Raw genomic sequence first — 15,971 nt, 5'->3', positions numbered from 1 at the left:
TGCAACTCGCCCCCAAGCTTGTGGCCGAAGATCAGCCGTGAGGCTCGCATGTTCCCGAAGCCTCGCGAGAGGAGCGCAAGAGGAGCACTCTGGCTCTTGATGTCAGTCCAACGAGAAATGTCCATGCAGCGGGTCGGCATAGTTTGTGTCGGCCCGTAGTGACGCAAATTCCCGCGTCTGGGCGAACGGGGTCACCGCGACCTCGACGCTGCGACGAAATCGCTCCAGCGCCCCGGACTGGACTGCAAGCGCCACGTGGTTCTTGTGCTTTCGAGACGGATATCGGAAGCCCACCGGCTCTTGACCGCCGGTGAACCCGTCGAGCAACTCGAGCATCTGCATCCCAAACCACTGGCACCAGGCGTGCTCGCCGTGGACCCGGTCGTAAATCCCAAGCCTGCTCAGCACCGTCCCGTTCAGATCGAGAAGCGGCAAATCGGTTTGCAAGGTGAACGTGGCAATCAGCCCGTCCACCGCAATGGCTGCCGGGATATAAAACGTGCCCGGCTGCGTGAAGTCGTTCACGCAAAACTCAGATTCCCACAACGCGGTGTTTAGGTCAGCCGCTGCGTACAGCCAGAATCTTGCGTGGCGCCCGTCCGGCCCCGCAAAGGCGGCGGGCGGGCCGAATCGATAGGTATGATCGACATACGGCGGGATCACCGCGGCCGGATGTCGCACTGCCCGATAGAGGCGAGTGCCGGCGGACAGAGTAAAGTGGTCGCCGGCTAGAGCGCTGTGAAGGACCGACGTTTGGGGCAGGGTTACAGCAATGTGTTCCGGTGCAATGTTCGTTGGCGTTGTCATCAGCTGATTAGATCCGAACTGCGCGAGGGCAGCCCGGCCAACTGCGCGATCACCCTGCGCTGCCGCTCATTGGCGGGTCCGGCGAGGTGATTGCGCTGTGCGGCAGTAATTGCCGCACGCGATTCGAAGACCTTACCCGCCAGCAATTCGGCCGGCGTCAGGTCATCGAAGGCGTCGACCGGGGTAACCCAGAACGCATGGATTTCGCTGCTCGGCAGGTCTTTCATCTGGCGCAACACTGGAGCGAGCAACTCCGGCACCGGCGGCGAAAATTGCCAGGCCGGGAATGCCCGGCCGATCGCCTTGCCGCGGGGCGTGACGCAATAAAAGCGAGCGTCTTCCACGGCGCGGTACAGCGTCGCCTGCGACATGTCGACCAGACCTTGTGCAATGACCTCCGAGGGCTTCAGATATGACACGGTGAGTCGATCCTCGACCTCGGCCACCAGCGCTTCTGGGCGACCGAGCGTGGCCGTGAGGCACTGACGCACGACGGCCATCACCCGGACCCGGTCGCCGGCGTCAATGGTGTGCTCCAGGTGCTCATCGATGTCGTGGACCAATTTCTCCACCAGCTGCGGGCCGCGAGTCGCAGCCGAAGGCGTATGGGTGCACAGTGTCATAACAAAACTCCATCAGACAACAACACGGGGCGGTGCAAAGGCGGGATGGATGCTGGCTTCCCGCTCGGCAAATAAGCACGAAAGCACGTCCCGGACCTGAGCCGCTTTATTGGATACGTCGACGGCCGTCACATGGCAACACCGCCGGACCCGTGCCTCCAATTTCCGCAAGAAGATGCGGAACAGTTGGTGAAGTTGCAACTGCGCCGCTATGACTGCGGGGTCGTACCCAAAGGTGAGAAGTGCGAACGCTTGATCGATGTCCAAGCCGCACCGACTTCCCGGTTCAAGAGCAGCGATAAGACGCGACTCTCTAACTCGCCGGACCATGCGGTATTCGTCAGTGGAAAGCGTTATGGCTTGGATCGGCTCTCCCGTCGGCATGTACCTCACCGGCTTTTCGTCGGCACCGCGGACAACAACCCGCTTTTTCCGCACTTCGACCACGATCCTTCTGCGTGCGGCGTCTTCGCTCAACCCATGAATTCGCTTCAGATAAGCCAAGAGGGCCGACTTATCGGCTTCAGTGACGGCATCATCGGCAGAGCTATGCGTCAGCCCCGCCTTCTGCAACTGCTCCAGCAATGCTTCGGGACTGCGGCTCAGTTCTGCTGCCAAAGATGCAACGGTCGTTGTTCGCGACATAGGTCCGGTCGGGAGAGTTGGATATCAGAACTCTACCCAACTCTCTCAAGTTTCGCAAGATTCTCATTGCAATGATTACCAAGTCGGCTTGGAATGTGGTGATTTTCGACTTGCGCTGTGATGTGATGCATTAGCAATAACGGGCTGTTGCCCTACCTGTTTCGAGCCGCTCAGGCTGCAAAGGCCTTTGCGATCTGCCAGCCTCTTTTCACTTCGTCGCTATGCAGGTAAAACCGACGTCGTCGACACTGACGCATGCCGCAGATTGTCCCGAACACTGGTCAGTTTCACGCCACGGGCTAAGGCATGCGTCGCATGCGTATGCCGCATCCAGTGCGGGCTGGCACGCCGCAGCTTGTCGGCCGCCGCGGGATGGTCTGTACCAATGGCATTCGCGGCCAAGTTAAAGAACCGCTTGACCACATGCCATAGCCGCGTACTCGTGATGCCGATATCCGGCTCGCCGGTCAGGTCCCCCGATGAGAGCCACCTGCGAACGCCACAGGCTCCGGCTGATCGGCAATCCGCGTTCCGTCAGGTAGCGCTCCAATGCCCGCCGCGCCAACGGCGGCAAGGCCACCTTGCCGCTGCGACCGCCCTTCCCCGTCAGCTTGAGCCATTCATCGCCCTGCCCGTCGGTTTCGATATCGCCGAGCGTGGCCGCTACCAGCTCGCTGGCCCGCAGCCCTGTCGCATAGCCGAAATCCAGCACGAAACGCAGGCGCTGCGCGGCGGCGGCCTCCCAGCCGTAGGACCACTCGAGCCCGTCAGCGATCGTCCGCGCCAGCTTCCATTCGCCTTCGGTAAAGGCGTGCGAATTGTCCAGCGCCGCAGTGCGGCCGCCGCCGCGGACCTTGATGCCGGCGAACGGATTGGCGAGGACGTATCGCTGCTGGACCAGCCACCGGAACATCGCACCGAGGATCGACAACGCATGGGCGACCGAGCGTGCCGATAGTGCGCCCGTGAATGGCCGCCAGTCCGGGGACGAGCGCGGGCGTGGCGGCCCGACCCACCGCTCTCGCGGCGTAGGCCGACGCAGGAAGGTGCGGTAGGCCACGGCGTCCTCGGTCGTGAGCGATGACAGCGGCCGCTGCCGCTCGACAATGGCCCACAGGATCAGCCGTTCCGCTTCCTTGCGGTAGGTGCGATGAGTGGCCGGCGACTCGTGCAGCGCCAGCCAGGCCTGCACCGCCTCGTAGTCGTTGTCCGCGGTCAAGGTGCACGTCGCGCGCGGGGCGCGAAAGCGCCCTTCGGAGCCGTCGACCTGATGGGGCAAGCGTAGTTGCTCCCACGGCACGACGCTGCTGCGCCGCTCCTGCACGATCAGCGCGCGGGCCCGCTCGGTCAGCTCAGGATGTGCGGCGAAGAACGCCTCGATCTGTTTGGCACCGGTAGCGCCCAGCCCGGGGATGGTTGCCCACCAGCGTCGACGCCTGGGCACGCGCACCGTCAGCGCCGCCAGCGTCTCGATGCCGTGGGCGCGCAAGGCGGCGACGGCGCGGGCCGGCAGCCAGCGACCGATGTCGTCGGTGATCGCTGGCTGTGGCGTGGGCAGCGTGCGCAAGACCTCAATAGCACGGTCGGCCGCCCTGCCCTGCGCCACCCGCGCCGACGCCGGTATCTCGAACAACGCGGCCAGATCGTCGCGGCCGCGCTCGCGTGCCAGCGAGGCGAGCCGGCGGCGAATGCGGCCCAGCACGGCGCGCGAGGATTGGCCGCGCGCCCTCTCCTCCCCCAGGTATTGCGCCACGGCTTGCCGGGAGCTGAGGCCGGCATGCCAGGCACGCAGCGCGGCCAGGGAGGCGGCATCGGGGAATGCCGTGGAAGCATCGGCGGAGGCCGTATCCATACCCGTGCTGGCGGCAGATGCGGAGTTCGGTAGGGTCAGGCGCGATTTCATGGGCGCCAGTTTAGCGCAACGAAATGGCTATTACGATAAGAATACTTATCGTAATAAAACCACAACAACGCAGGGCACCTAACTCGACACGGCAACCGCAACGTCATGAAAGCCTTCAATGACGGTTGCCGACGTCCACCTGCGCCGGAATGTCGACCGACTTGTTCGCGAGCCTGGCAGAGGCGTCGGGTGTTGGCACTCATTGGGCACGCCGACATGTTGGACAAGAAGGTGGTTGTGTTAGTGTCGATTCCTTCAACTAAGGAATGACAGCAATGGAACCTGCTTTTGAAGCCGGAACGTACTCCATACGCCTTGCAAACGGTGCATGGAACTTAGTGACCATCCAGGGAAACACGCTGAAGTTTTTCGACTATGGCGGCCCCTTGCTTGGCACGCTCCGCGTCGCTTCCAGCAGACTGGACACCAGTCGTGACGATGAGACCGAGCATGTCCTGCAAGGAAATGTCTTGCTTATCAGAGCGCAAGACGGGTCCATAGAGCGACACGAGCTCATTCTTGAGCATGAGGCGTAGCCCATTGCAGACCTAGGCCTCTCTAGTGTGAATCAGAGACAGCTCGTCACATGTGCTGCCTGCCTAAGAGATTCACACACGACGACGTATGCGTCTCAACCTCGTTTTCGACGTGCTTCGAGCCGTCCAGTCGTGGCGACGGCAACATATGTACTTCTTTGACGAAGAAATGCACGCCATCACAAAAAAATTTACGCGTTTCTACTCGACAAAGCGGCGGACGAACTTTCGTGAGACCCACCCGTCCGCTTCAACGTCATCCTGGCTAAACTGAACGTACAGCCAGTTTCGGTCGGTATCATCCAACACGATAAGTACCGCGCCTTTAGGTAGTCTCGCTACGACTTGAGAACGCACCGCCGGCCGTAGGTACAGCGGCACGCCAGCACGATCGACATAGCGCATGCTCCTAAGTGTTTCGCGCGGAATCTCGCAAATCAAGCCCTTGGTGAATTTGCGAATGTTCTGGCGCGCCTCGAGTGTCAGCAAGCGGGCCTGTAAGTCGCAGGCACCCGCCTGGAAGGCAGGCCATTGAGCGACCGCTTGATAAACCATCCAAAGGCACATGATCAGCCGAGCGAGATAGAGTAGCGCGCCTGCTGATAGGGGCTTGGATGACGGGCCCGCGGACAGCGCAAGACGCAGCTCCTCCGCCACATCCGATGCGTCCCCCTTTGTAAATGCGTCCCGCCCAGTTGCTACACTCGCAGCCTCATGAAACCGCGGCAGGTTGGTTTCCGCTTGACTGAATAGCGCCTCCAATCGCTGTTTGTCTGCCGTTGCGATCGTTTGGAATAGGTCATTGTCGACCAGGGTCCGAGCGATGCTGTCCCATTGCACGCCTTGGCCCGCCTGTGTCGGCATGCCGCTGAATGCCTTGAAAACGGGCGAGTCCTTGAGCGTACGCATCATCGCCAGCGCGGGCGAGTCCTCTAGCGCCGCCATCGCCTTAAAGAGCGGTGAACCTTGAAGAGTTTCCAGCGCATTTAGCGCGGGCGACTCCTTTATAGCCGTCATCGCCGCGAGGAAGGGAGAGTCTTCCGATCTGTTCGTCGCCGCAAAGGCAGATGAAGCCTGCCACTTCGCCACCGTCTTCAAGAACGGCGAGCTCTCGACCGTCCGCATCGCTGCCATCAGGGAGGAGTCTTGCCACTTTGCCAGCGCCTTGAAGAGAGCGGAGTCCTCCAGGTTCCGAATCGCCGCCAACATGGATGAGTCCTGCCACTTCGCCATTGCATTGATGGCCGTGGAATCTTCAAACGCCCTAACCGCTGCCATTGCATGAGAGTTCTGCAGCGCTCCTATCGCGCTCAAGCGAAGCGAATCTTCTATAGCTCGATTCATCTTGAACAGGTTTGAGTCTTGCAGTGCCGACAGCTGTTTGAGATACGGCAGATCCCCGAGCGCCCGAGTCACCGCTAGCGCTGTCGAACCAGGCAATGCTGCCCTCGCCTTCTGCGGAGGCGCTGCCGCAAGTTGTGGCGCAGGCACAGGGTAGCTTGGCAACGCCTCCATGTCGCGCGGGTTCGGCGAACTGGCAGACGGAAGGCTGGCGGTGTCCGGTGTCGATTGCGTTGTGCTGGGTTTCATGTGTGTAGTTTATCCCAGCAACAATTTCGAAGGCCCCACGCCAGGCACTTCCGCGGCCAGTGAGGCGCCGTCGGGAAACCCGGAGGATCGGCGGCGGCAGTCACGTCGGTGCGGGGGCTTTTATCGCGGCTCTTGAAGCGTCATGCGAGGCCGAACAAGTAGCCCTCGTGCGCTGAGAGCCGTGATCGCGAAGGACGTTCGTCGAATATCTACCAGGCCCCATACCACCCTCGTGCCGCGCACCGCCTTCCAGTTCAACGAGGTTGTGCAGAAATTCGGGATAAAGGACAGGTGGAAGATCTCCATAACCACCAGCGCATTGACTGACAGCGTACGTGCCAGTTCCAGCGATCGGCCGCGGCCGATTGCGCAAGAGTGGATACCGTAGACGCCGCGCAGCATCCTTGCTGGCCCATGCCAAGCCCATGGCGGTCATCTGGGCCATGGGCAGGCGGCGTTGGATCCCGTCGCGAAGATTCCGGAGCTCAAGGTATGCGCGGGTCAGGTGAGCCTGGCACAGTCCTTTCCGCCTGTCCGTCGTAAGCCGAAGTCGTCGACACAGACGCGTCCCGCAAATCGGAAAACGCTACGACCACGTTACCAAGCGCCTTGGGCAGTGTGACAGTCGGACATGCGGAACCATCCGTCCCCGCATATCCGACACTCAGCTATCGCAGAGCAAGCCCCTTCTTGCCGGACGAGACGCGAACGCGCCGATGGATTTACACCGATATCACCGAAACCGCCGACTCTCCGTGAGAGGCTATGTATTGCCGGCACGAATTCAGCTACGCCTCCTTCCCCCGCTCCAAAAGCTCGAATAGCCCCATTCCGACGAGCATGGCGACCACGAATACCACCGCCTTGTAGTCTCGCATGCCCAAGGTGACCAGGGCCGGTCCCGGGCAGAAACCTGCGAGGCCCCAGCCGATGCCAAACAGCAGGCTGCCTCCCACGAGACGTCGGTCGACGACGGTGGCCGTCGGCATTCGCATTGGCAGTCCGAGCAGCGAGGCGCTGCGCCGGCGAGCCACGGCGAAGGCGACAACGCCGACCAGGATGGCTCCGGCCATGACAAAAGCAAGCGATGGGTCCCAGTTACCGGCCAGGTCCAGGAATGCCAAGACCTTTGCTGGATTCGCCATACCCGAAATAATCAGGCCGATGCCGAAAACAACGCCAGCCAGAAGTGCAAAGAACCCAGGCATCGTTTCCTCTCAAGCGTCAAGCAGATGGCGGGCGACGAAGACGGTAACGAATCCGGACGCCATGAAGGTGAGAGTGGCCACCAGCGAGCGCGCCGAGAGGCGCGAGATGCCGCACACGCCGTGCCCGCTCGTGCATCCCGCCCCGTAACGCGCGCCTACCCCCACGAGCAGTCCTGCCACGGTCAGTGTGCCGAAGCCGGCGTCGATTCGCGGCATCGGCAGCTGCGAGAATACTCCGTACATGAGTGGAGCGCCCATGAGTCCGGCAATGAATGCCACGCGCCAGGCGACATCGCCGCGCACCGGCGTGAGCAGTCCGCCAAGCACGCCGCTGATGCCGGCGATCCGGCCATTTAGCAGAACGAACATAGAGGCGGCGATGCCGATAATTATGCCGCCCGCCAGCGAAGCCAATGGAGTGAAGGCACTCCAGTCGATCGTCATGGGGCTATTCCTTAGGACAGTACAGCGGAAACTGGATCCGGCTCCAACACAGCGGGGCTCGTGAGCAGCGGCTCAATTATCCAGCCGAGTGCCGGCAAGCGAGGGACAGCTGGGGCTGGCGGCGCGGATGCCTCCGCTCCAAGGGCAAAACCCGACCGCATTCGGTGAAGACCCGGTCGGGTCCTCCCATTCCTCTTGGCCATCGGCGCCATTCCGGCGTACGCCCCTAGTGTGCGTCGTTCGAAGTTGATACCGTGGCTGGCTCCGATTTGTCAGCACGCTGAGCCGGATGACGAACCAGCAGGACCGGACGCGTCGAGCGATGGACCACCCCCCTGCGCCACGCTGCCCATCAACAATCGCTGCGCCCCCCTTCGACCATGCGTGCCCATCACGATCAGATCCGCATTCCACTCTTGCGCCTCAAGCTCGATCGTCGCCGCCACCCTTCCGGGCGCCACCGAGGTTTTTCGCAGCTTCGTACAATGCTCTACACCGGCCCCCGCCAGCGACGCCGCAGCGTCCTTCAAAACCTCTTCTCCGTAAGTCAGCAACGCCTCGGTGACGCCGCCGGGATCGTATGGGCCTATGCCGTAGTAGATATCGGTACTGTCGACAACATACAAGGCCTGGACTATCGCGCCGCAGCTCTGCGCAAGACGGGCGGCCTGCATTACTGCCAATCGGGACAATTCGCTGCCATCCACCGCTACCAGAATTCGTTTGTACATGATCATGCCCCTCCGCCACTTGTAATTGCGCGTGAGACAAGCATATGAGCGGGCACCGTCCAGCTATTGATTTGCATCAAGCTCCCTGGCTTCTCCTGCGGCTATTGTCTGACCGGACCTTGCAGCGCCAGTGCTGCCCGAGCCGGCCGCCTGTGTGCGTGGCAGCCACACGACCCCAAAGAGACATCCATGCAGACAAGCCTTGTACCGCAGCGACTTCGAACCCGTGGCAGCACTGGACCGTCGAACCGTCGCGTGTGCGACCAGGAGGATATGTGCCGAGTGGAACCGCTCCAGGCGGCAGGGGAGCGTTTGCGAATCGTCATTGACCGCCCTTCCCTGCCCAGAGCGCTCGTCGTGGTGCTGTACGCAGGCAAAGCCTCATCGCGCATCGCATCGGCAAACTACTTCTGCCGCAAGCTCTGGAAGCTGGGATACGCAACTGCCTTGATCGACATTGCCCCCCGTCGTCACCGGGACTCGGCCGACACTTTCCACAGACATACGGATCTCGTGCACCGCGTCGCGCGCGTCGCGGAATGGCTTGAGTCCGAGGCGCCGTGCGGTCCGATACCTCTGGTATGTGTAGCGGCAGGCGAGCTGGCGTCAGAGGCGACGATGGCGGTGGCCGGTCATGCTGCGTTCTGCGCCTTGGTGACCCTGCGCGGTGCGCGAGACCTAGCCAGGAGCCAGAATCAGGATGCCTGCCCTATTCCTGCGTTGACTATTGTCGGAGGCAACAGCTCGGACATCACCGCCCCAGACCGTGGCGACGGATCGGCTGACTGTCAGTGCAGCCGGTCGTCGCTGGTACGAACCCTGCGGGGAACCTTTGACCAGCCGGCTGAACTGTCCCAAGCTGTCTCACTCTGCACCGACTGGCTTGAGACTACTATCCCACGCCAGGCGCCGTCGTATCGGTAACCGCCGGGTGACGGGCGCTCGTTGCCGCACAGGCTTCACAGCGTGGCATCGTCGCCAAACAAGCCATGTCGAATTGCATACCGAACCAACGCCGCCTCGTTTGGCAAGCCGAGCTTCTCCATCAGACGCATCTTGTACGTGCTGATCGTCTTCGCACTGACACAAAGGCCGGCGGCGATCGCCGAGACCGTTTCTCCCAGAACCAGCCTTCGGAACACCTCCATCTCGCGATCCGACAGAGAGAGATGGGGCAATTGCGCCGCCCCCCCCCTGAAGCCCGGTGGCAAGCTTTTCCCCGATCGCCTGGCTGACGTAGGTGCCACCGGATGCGACCTTGCCGGTTGCGGCGACCAATTCCGTGGCGGCGCTTTCCTTGGTGAGATAGCCAGACGCGCCGGCTCGGAAAGCCCTGCGCACGTACTCTTCCTCGGCATGCATCGTCAGCACCAGTATCCGCAGCCCAGGAAACTCCGTCCGAATCTGCTTAATCAGCTCCAGCCCACTGCGCCCTGGCATGGACAGATCGAGCACAATCACATCACTGCGGTGTTGCCGCAGCTGGCTGCACACCTGCGTCCCATCTTCGGCTTCCGCCACGACCTCGAAACCACCGGCCCGTTCAAGAATGTGCCGGACGCCGTCTCGTACGACGGCATGGTCGTCCGCGATGAAGACCTTGATCATTGTTTCCCCCCGCTCGGGATCACGTCCGACTGCGGGAAACGAACAGCCAGTCGGAAGCCGCCGCCCGGTCGATACTCCATTGTTGCAGCGCCGCCTAGCAGGCGCGCGCGCTCGCGCACCCCTACGAGCCCCATCGATCTTCCTTCGGTAGATGGCGCCGTGCGGCCGTCCCAGCCGATACCGTTGTCCTGCACCACCAGCTCGTATTGCCCGTCGACGAGTTCAAAGCGGATCTCCACATCCGATGCGCGCGAATGCCGTACCACGTTGTTCAGTGCCTCCTGGACAATGCGAAAGACGGCGACCGCAGCCTGCTCGGCAAGATCGATATCCTCACTGGCGGTCACGCTGACCGAAATGCCGTAGCGTTCGGCCGTGTTCTTGCCCAGCCAATTCAGCGCCGCGGCCGGACCGAGCTCGTCGAGCAGCGCTGGGCGCAAGTCTGAGGCGATCCGCCGTACCGAAGCCACCGTCTCGTCGATGACTTGATGCATGGCGCCGACCTGCCTCAATGCCGCCTGCGGGGCACCGCCCTCCTCCAGATCGGCGCCCAGCATAGCCAGGTCCATCTTCAATGCGCTCAATCTCTGGCCGAGGTCATCGTGCAGCTCGCGTGCAATGCGCCGCTTCTCCTCTTCACGCGCGGTCAGCACACTGTCGGACAGCTGCTGCAATTCCTCCCGAGACTGACGCAAAGCCTGTTCGGCTCTGACACGCTCGGTGATATCGCGCAGCATCACCGTGTACAACTTGCCGGCGCGGTCGACCGTCTGCGAGATCGAGGCTTCGATCGGAAATTCGGTGCCATCGCTGCGCAGCGCATAGAGGGCACGTTGTCGCCCCATCTGTCGTTCGGAAACGCCAGTGATACCGAAACGACGGACGTGTTCCTCATGTGCATCGCGGTACCGCGGCGGAATGAAATCGCCAAGGGGACGGCCGATGGCATTGCTCGCGTTGCAACGAAACAGCGATTCCGCCATCGGGTTGAACAGGACAATACGCTGATCACTGTCGACGGTAATAATGGCTTCCATCGACGATCGAATGATGCCGGCGAGCCGCTCTTCGCTCTCCCGGATGCGAGCCAGATTCGCGGTGGACACGTCCCGCATGCGGCGAAGTCGCACCCAGTAAACCGCCAATACCGCGCCTGCAAGTAAACCGAAGACGGGAACAAGCGGCATGATAATTCGCGATCCGTTGGCGGCAAGCACAAGCGAGAACGCCGCCGCAACGGTCAGGGCGACTGCCAGCCCCCCTACCCATTCCGAGCGGTCTGCATGGCGTGCGATCGAATGCTGACTGGGTCGAGGGGGAAGCACCGGAAGACTGTTCGCCGCGCATATCTACCCCATCTGTTGTCGTCTAGCCGGGCTCCCGATCGTGGCAACCGGCTGGCCACTGCCGTCTTCTGCCGGCCACACCGCCTGAAGGCGTCGCTTCGTGAATCTTAGTCCAATCGCGCCGAACTGGGCACAAACGCAGGCCCAGAGAGGCGATCTCGTCCACCGGAATGGCGGAAGTCCCCTGTCAGCATTCCCTGACAAGTCCGGACGTCGTGCTGACGTCAATCTCAGCCAACCCTGCTTTCTACCGCTTAAGGGGCCTTCCATACTTAAGCTCATGAACACGGCCCCGCTTCCACGTCCGCTGACCATCTACCTGGTCCATGAAGGCCAATGGGTCGCAGCACGCCTGCTTAGATTGTTCCGGCGTATCCCCAACGTCGCTTGCATCGGCGTCGGCCGCTATTCGTCCCGGACGATTGCGGCCGTCGAAGCGGTGCAGCCGGACATCGTTGTCCTGGACATCGGCGCGGGCCACCGCGATGCCTTGCATCGGCTGCAAAGCCTCCGTGAAGCAGCACGGACGGCCATCGTACTGTTACTGGCGCATGGCTGTGCATGGCAGAGCCGGCAACGGTACTTGGAGGCCGGCGCAGATTACTGCTTGGACATGACGCTGCAGTTCGCGGAGTTGATGAATTGCCTGCAACGGCTGGGAAAAACCAGCCGCTCGGATGACGAGGTGCGTCAAACACCTTTGATAGCGACACCGCCCATTGCATAGCGTCCGCTGCGGCACCGAAGCAAGTAGATCGAGAATTGCGACTATCCACCCAAGGAGATTCACGTGTTCAATGCGATAGCAATGAGGGAATCGACGACCGACATCCCGCGGCATCCGGAATTGCCCATACGTGATGACCGCTCTTCTGGGTCGATGACTACCGCACTGGCCGGCGAACGCGCGATGGCCCAGTGCACGCACTGTCCGCAAAGGCACCACGCTTGTGTCGCCTCATGCGTCGACGATCATTCGCTACCGAGGTTGACCACCGTCGTGCAGACCTGGCGAAGCGTCCGCCGGGGCGAATACCTCTTTCGGGCCGGAGACGCCTTCCAGAACGTTTATGCCGTCCGGTCCGGATCATTCAAGACAGTCGTGATGCAATGGAACGGCCGTGATCACGTCACGGGGTTTCATCATGCGGGAGAGACCATTGGCCTGGACGGAATCTGTACCAACCATCATCCGTCCGACGCCGTCGCGCTGGAAGACAGCACGGTGTGCGTCATTCCCTTTCCATGCCCTGGAGGCATTGTGTCGGGAAGTCAGGTCCCTGCAACAATATGTTCATCGGCTCTTCAGCGCGGAAATCGTGCGGGAATCCGGCATGATGGTAATGCTGGCGGACATGAGCGCGGAGCAGCGGCTAGCCTCGTTCCTGCTCAACTTTGCTTCGCGTATGCAATCCCATGGGTACTCCGGTACCGACTTGCGGCTGCGCATGACGCGGGCGGAGATCGGCAGCTATCTTGGCATGACGCTCGAAACGGTGAGCCGGACATTCTCGCGCTTGCAGCAAGACCGCCTGATCTCCGTCAAGGGAAAGCAGGTGACACTGACTGACAAGGACCGCCTTGATCGCCTGTAGATTGCCTGTAGAATTTTGTGCGGCACTACGGCGGCACGTCGCTACTTCGGTCGATCATGCTTCGCGCGGCGAAAGCCATGCTGGCCGGTTAGGAGCGCCCTGACCTCGCTGCTCGGTGTTCCAGTCGGCCACGAAGCCTTCCAGCGCCCCCGGCTGCCGCTCCGCTCTGCACGTCGCGCTGCCGTAAGGTCAACATGGGACGCGGAGCGCGTCCGACTATGCGCCCAATCTCCTCGCCGGCACTCAGGCCGCCCCGCGAGGCCATCACGATAACAGCCGATACGCCATTGGCCAGCGTCCCACGGTCGCACAGGAAGGCTCGCATCGGCGCAGCAAGCCGGCCAAGCCAAACCGGAGCCATGACGACCAGATGTTCGGTGCCGGCAAAGCCCGGCCCCTGATAGCCGTAGGCCGGACGCCGTCGCAGCACGACATCGAGCACGCACCTCAGGTCGCCGACCCAGCCGGCACGGCTCGACTCGTCGACCACCTCGGCAAGCGGCCACCCGGTTAACGCAGCAAGCTGTTGGGCCGCCTGGCGAGTGGTGCCAGTACGGGAGTAGTAGACAATCAGGACTTCTTCCATGGCTGCTCTCCTTCAATGATGGCCGCCCTTCGCCGCGCGATGCGTCCTATCCCAGGTCATACGATTCCCGATACTCCGGCATCGTCACGTGCCACCGCAACCGCCGCTCGATTTGCTGACGCAAGGCATCGGCAGCCGGCGGTTCGCCGTGGACGATAAACGTGTTTCGCGGTGGCGCGGCGAATGTTCCCAGCCATCCCATCAACTCTTCTGCGTCGGCGTGCGCGGACAGGTTCTCGATCTCGATGACTTCGGCTTCAATCGCCACCTCGCGGCCGTGAATCCGCAGCGAGCGTGCGCCTTCAGCCAAAGCAGCGCCTCTTGTGCCGGCAGCTTGAAAGCCACACAACAGGATCGAATTGCGCGCGTCGCCTCCGAAGTGCTCGATATGGTGCACCACGCGCCCGCCGGTCGCCATGCCGCTGCCCGCGATGATGATCTTCGGCGCCCGACTCTTGTTCAGCGCGATCGACTCATCGGTGCTCTTCAAGAGGATCGGCAGCTCGCACGCAGAAGCGATCTGATCTCTGTTTAGCCGAAGATCCTCGGGATGCAATGCGAATATCTTGGTCGCATTGATTGCCAACGGGCTGTTCAGGTACACCGGCACGGATGGCAATCGGCCCTGATCACGCAGCCACTTCAAGCAATACAAAATCGTCTGCGTGCGTCCGACCGCGAACGCGGGGACGATAACCGTGCCGCCACGTTCGACCGTCCGCGTGACAGCCGCTCCGAACGTGTCGCGAGGATCGTCCGGGGGATGTGCCCGGTTCCCGTACGTCGATTCGACGAGGAGGACATCGGCATGTTCGATCGGTTCAGGCGGTCGCATCACCAGATCCTGCTGTCTGCCAAGGTCCCCCGAGAAGACGATTCGACGACCGTTGACATGGAGCGTGACGACAGCCGAGCCGATGATATGGCCGGCGCGTGATAACTCGACATCGATGTCATCGGTCACGCGGCGCCGTTGATGAAAGGAGACCAATTCGAGCCGGCGAAGCGCCCGCGCGACATCGGCTGTCTGATACAACGGCAACGCCGGTTGGTGCCGCGAGAAGTGCTTGCGATTTGCATAAGCGGCGTCCTCCTCGGCCAGATGTGCACTGTCCGGCCACAGGATGCCGCACAATTGCGCCGTCCCAGCGGTGCAGTAGACGCGCCCCCCGAAAGCCGTTCTTGACCAGTAGCGGCACGTAGCCGCTGTGGTCCAGATGCGCGTGCGTCAGTACAACGGCGTCGAGGCTCGACGGCTCCACCGGCAACCGGTCCCAGTTACGCAGACGCAGCGCCTTGTAGCCTTGAAACAATCCGCAATCGACCATCACGCGCGACCGTCCTGTATCGAGTACGAATCGCGACCCGGTGACCGTATCCGTCGCTCCCAAGAATTGCAAACGCATGTCCTGAATCCTCTGTGCCCGCCCCTCTGAGAAGCGGGTTGCAATCGATCTGCGTGCAGATGCTCATTGCCGGTCAGTGGGACATCAGCACCGGTACGGTCATCGCCGCCAGCATGGTCCGCGTGACGCCACCGAGCACCATCTCGCGCAGTCTGCCGCGCCCATATGCGCCCATCACGATCATGTCGGCTCCGCAGTCCGCCGTTCGCGACAGCAGGAATTCTGCCACCGCCATATCGTCGTCACAAAGGGCAGACTCGGCGCGCGCCTGAATGCCATGGTCGCCCAGCGCTGTCAGGGCCTGTTCGACCGGGCTGGCGTCCGCGTGCGGTGGTCTGAGTTCTTCCTCGACACTGATCACCGTCACGGCACCCCCGGCCAGCAATGGCACGGCGTCGTGCAGGGCACGAGCCGATTGCCCGCTGCCGTTCCATGCCAGCACCGCTCTGCGCCCGACCGTCTCGAACGTCCCCGCGTAAGGAACGACAAGCACGGGGCGCCCAGACTCCAGCACGAGCGACTCGACGAACTGCGGTGCTACATAGCTGCCCGGGTCCTCCGAATCGTACTGACCTGCGACAATCAAGTCGGCCTCGCGCGTTTCGCGCACTACTGCAGACGGCAGCACCCCTTCCACGACCCGCCATTGCGCACGCTCCAGTCCAAAAGCGTGCATGCACGCCTCGAACTGGCGCCGCACCACCTCTCTGATTTCCTGCCTGCGCCTGCGATCGGCTTCCAGCACGATTCCGGCGCCCTCCATCAAATAGAACCAGGCCGGATCCGGCATGAAGCCTGCATACAGACCGATCAGCCTGGCACCGTGATCCCTGGCAAGGCCTGCGGCCAGCTCCAGTCGATGCATCGCACGCCGGCCGGCGTCCAGGTGGACCATGATGTTGCTGTAAGGCATGGCGATTCTCCTGACGTTACATGCCTTCAC

At 62.1% G+C, this 15,971-nt stretch carries 13 protein-coding genes and 4 pseudogenes; 4 read left to right on the top strand and 13 right to left on the bottom strand.

Annotated elements, in window-relative coordinates:
- Positions 1 to 102: 102 nt before the first annotated feature.
- The 4 genes and pseudogenes from OJJOAM_RS23315 to OJJOAM_RS23300 all read right to left on the bottom strand — a co-directional run bounded on the left by OJJOAM_RS23315 (position 103) and on the right by OJJOAM_RS23300 (position 3,978).
- Positions 103 to 525: a hypothetical protein gene (locus OJJOAM_RS23315; protein WP_422650012.1), complete on the bottom strand. Its 423-nt coding sequence runs from the start codon at positions 523 to 525 to the stop codon at positions 103 to 105.
- A gap of 281 nt (positions 526 to 806) precedes the next feature.
- A complete protein-coding gene (locus tag OJJOAM_RS23310; protein ID WP_422650011.1) occupies positions 807 to 1,430 on the bottom strand; it encodes a hypothetical protein in 624 nt (207 codons plus the stop codon).
- A 12-nt stretch (positions 1,431 to 1,442) separates the two neighbouring features.
- Positions 1,443 to 2,048, bottom strand: coding sequence for a hypothetical protein (locus tag OJJOAM_RS23305; RefSeq protein ID WP_422650010.1), 606 nt, complete (start codon positions 2,046 to 2,048; stop codon positions 1,443 to 1,445).
- A gap of 197 nt (positions 2,049 to 2,245) precedes the next feature.
- Positions 2,246 to 3,978 (bottom strand): annotated as a pseudogene (locus tag OJJOAM_RS23300) (phage integrase family protein).
- A 266-nt stretch (positions 3,979 to 4,244) separates the two neighbouring features.
- Between OJJOAM_RS23300 and OJJOAM_RS23295 the strand changes: the two are divergent.
- Positions 4,245 to 4,514, top strand: coding sequence for a hypothetical protein (locus OJJOAM_RS23295; protein WP_422650009.1), 270 nt, complete (start codon positions 4,245 to 4,247; stop codon positions 4,512 to 4,514).
- Positions 4,515 to 4,715: 201 nt separating this feature from the next.
- Here the strand turns inward: OJJOAM_RS23295 and OJJOAM_RS23290 are convergent, their stop codons facing one another.
- The 6 genes and pseudogenes from OJJOAM_RS23290 to OJJOAM_RS23265 form a co-directional block, all read right to left on the bottom strand.
- On the bottom strand, positions 4,716 to 6,104 hold the full coding sequence (locus tag OJJOAM_RS23290; protein ID WP_422650008.1) for an SH3 domain-containing protein: 1,389 nt from the start codon (positions 6,102 to 6,104) through the stop codon (positions 4,716 to 4,718).
- Positions 6,105 to 6,892: 788 nt separating this feature from the next.
- Positions 6,893 to 7,312 carry a DUF6691 family protein gene (locus OJJOAM_RS23285; protein ID WP_422650007.1) on the bottom strand — a complete coding sequence of 140 codons (420 nt, stop codon included), beginning with the start codon at positions 7,310 to 7,312 and terminating at the stop codon, positions 6,893 to 6,895.
- A gap of 9 nt (positions 7,313 to 7,321) precedes the next feature.
- On the bottom strand, positions 7,322 to 7,756 hold the full coding sequence (locus OJJOAM_RS23280) for a YeeE/YedE family protein (RefSeq protein WP_422650006.1): 435 nt from the start codon (positions 7,754 to 7,756) through the stop codon (positions 7,322 to 7,324).
- A gap of 272 nt (positions 7,757 to 8,028) precedes the next feature.
- On the bottom strand, positions 8,029 to 8,493 hold the full coding sequence (locus tag OJJOAM_RS23275) for a universal stress protein (RefSeq protein WP_422650005.1): 465 nt from the start codon (positions 8,491 to 8,493) through the stop codon (positions 8,029 to 8,031).
- 953 nt (positions 8,494 to 9,446) lie between these two features.
- A pseudogene (locus OJJOAM_RS23270) lies at positions 9,447 to 10,095 on the bottom strand (response regulator).
- The gene (locus OJJOAM_RS23265; RefSeq protein WP_422650004.1) at positions 10,092 to 11,282 is read right to left on the bottom strand and encodes a PAS domain-containing sensor histidine kinase; all 1,191 of its coding nucleotides are present in this window, start codon (positions 11,280 to 11,282) and stop codon (positions 10,092 to 10,094) included. Before OJJOAM_RS23265 ends, OJJOAM_RS23270 begins: the two are co-directional and overlap by 4 nt.
- 439 nt (positions 11,283 to 11,721) lie before the next feature.
- Here OJJOAM_RS23265 and OJJOAM_RS23260 point away from each other — a divergent pair, with 439 nt between their 5' ends.
- From OJJOAM_RS23260 to OJJOAM_RS23250, 3 genes and pseudogenes are all read left to right on the top strand, one after another.
- Positions 11,722 to 12,168 (top strand): hypothetical protein, encoded by a 447-nt coding sequence (locus tag OJJOAM_RS23260; RefSeq protein WP_265632439.1) that lies wholly within the window; start codon positions 11,722 to 11,724, stop codon positions 12,166 to 12,168.
- An 81-nt stretch (positions 12,169 to 12,249) separates the two neighbouring features.
- Positions 12,250 to 12,621: pseudogene (locus OJJOAM_RS23255) on the top strand (cyclic nucleotide-binding domain-containing protein); the annotation flags it as partial.
- Positions 12,587 to 13,036, top strand: a complete 450-nt coding sequence (locus OJJOAM_RS23250; RefSeq protein WP_422651039.1) for a helix-turn-helix domain-containing protein — start codon at positions 12,587 to 12,589, stop codon at positions 13,034 to 13,036. The pseudogene OJJOAM_RS23255 and the gene OJJOAM_RS23250, both read left to right, overlap by 35 nt.
- An 88-nt stretch (positions 13,037 to 13,124) precedes the next feature.
- On the opposite strand, the gene OJJOAM_RS23245 is transcribed toward OJJOAM_RS23250, so the two are convergent.
- From OJJOAM_RS23245 to OJJOAM_RS23235, 3 genes and pseudogenes are all read right to left on the bottom strand, one after another.
- A complete protein-coding gene (locus OJJOAM_RS23245; RefSeq protein WP_422650003.1) occupies positions 13,125 to 13,622 on the bottom strand; it encodes a flavodoxin family protein in 498 nt (165 codons plus the stop codon).
- A gap of 46 nt (positions 13,623 to 13,668) precedes the next feature.
- Positions 13,669 to 15,028, bottom strand: a pseudogene (locus tag OJJOAM_RS23240) (MBL fold metallo-hydrolase RNA specificity domain-containing protein).
- 73 nt (positions 15,029 to 15,101) lie between these two features.
- Entirely contained in the window at positions 15,102 to 15,941 is an 840-nt protein-coding gene (locus OJJOAM_RS23235) for a universal stress protein (RefSeq protein WP_422650002.1), read from the bottom strand.
- Positions 15,942 to 15,971: the final 30 nt, after the last annotated feature.

Source organism: Cupriavidus sp. H18C1 (assembly GCF_049311595.1).
In the GTDB taxonomy this organism is placed as follows: Bacteria; Pseudomonadota; Gammaproteobacteria; order Burkholderiales; family Burkholderiaceae; genus Cupriavidus; species Cupriavidus cauae.
This window is presented reverse-complemented; position numbering and strand designations above follow the sequence as displayed.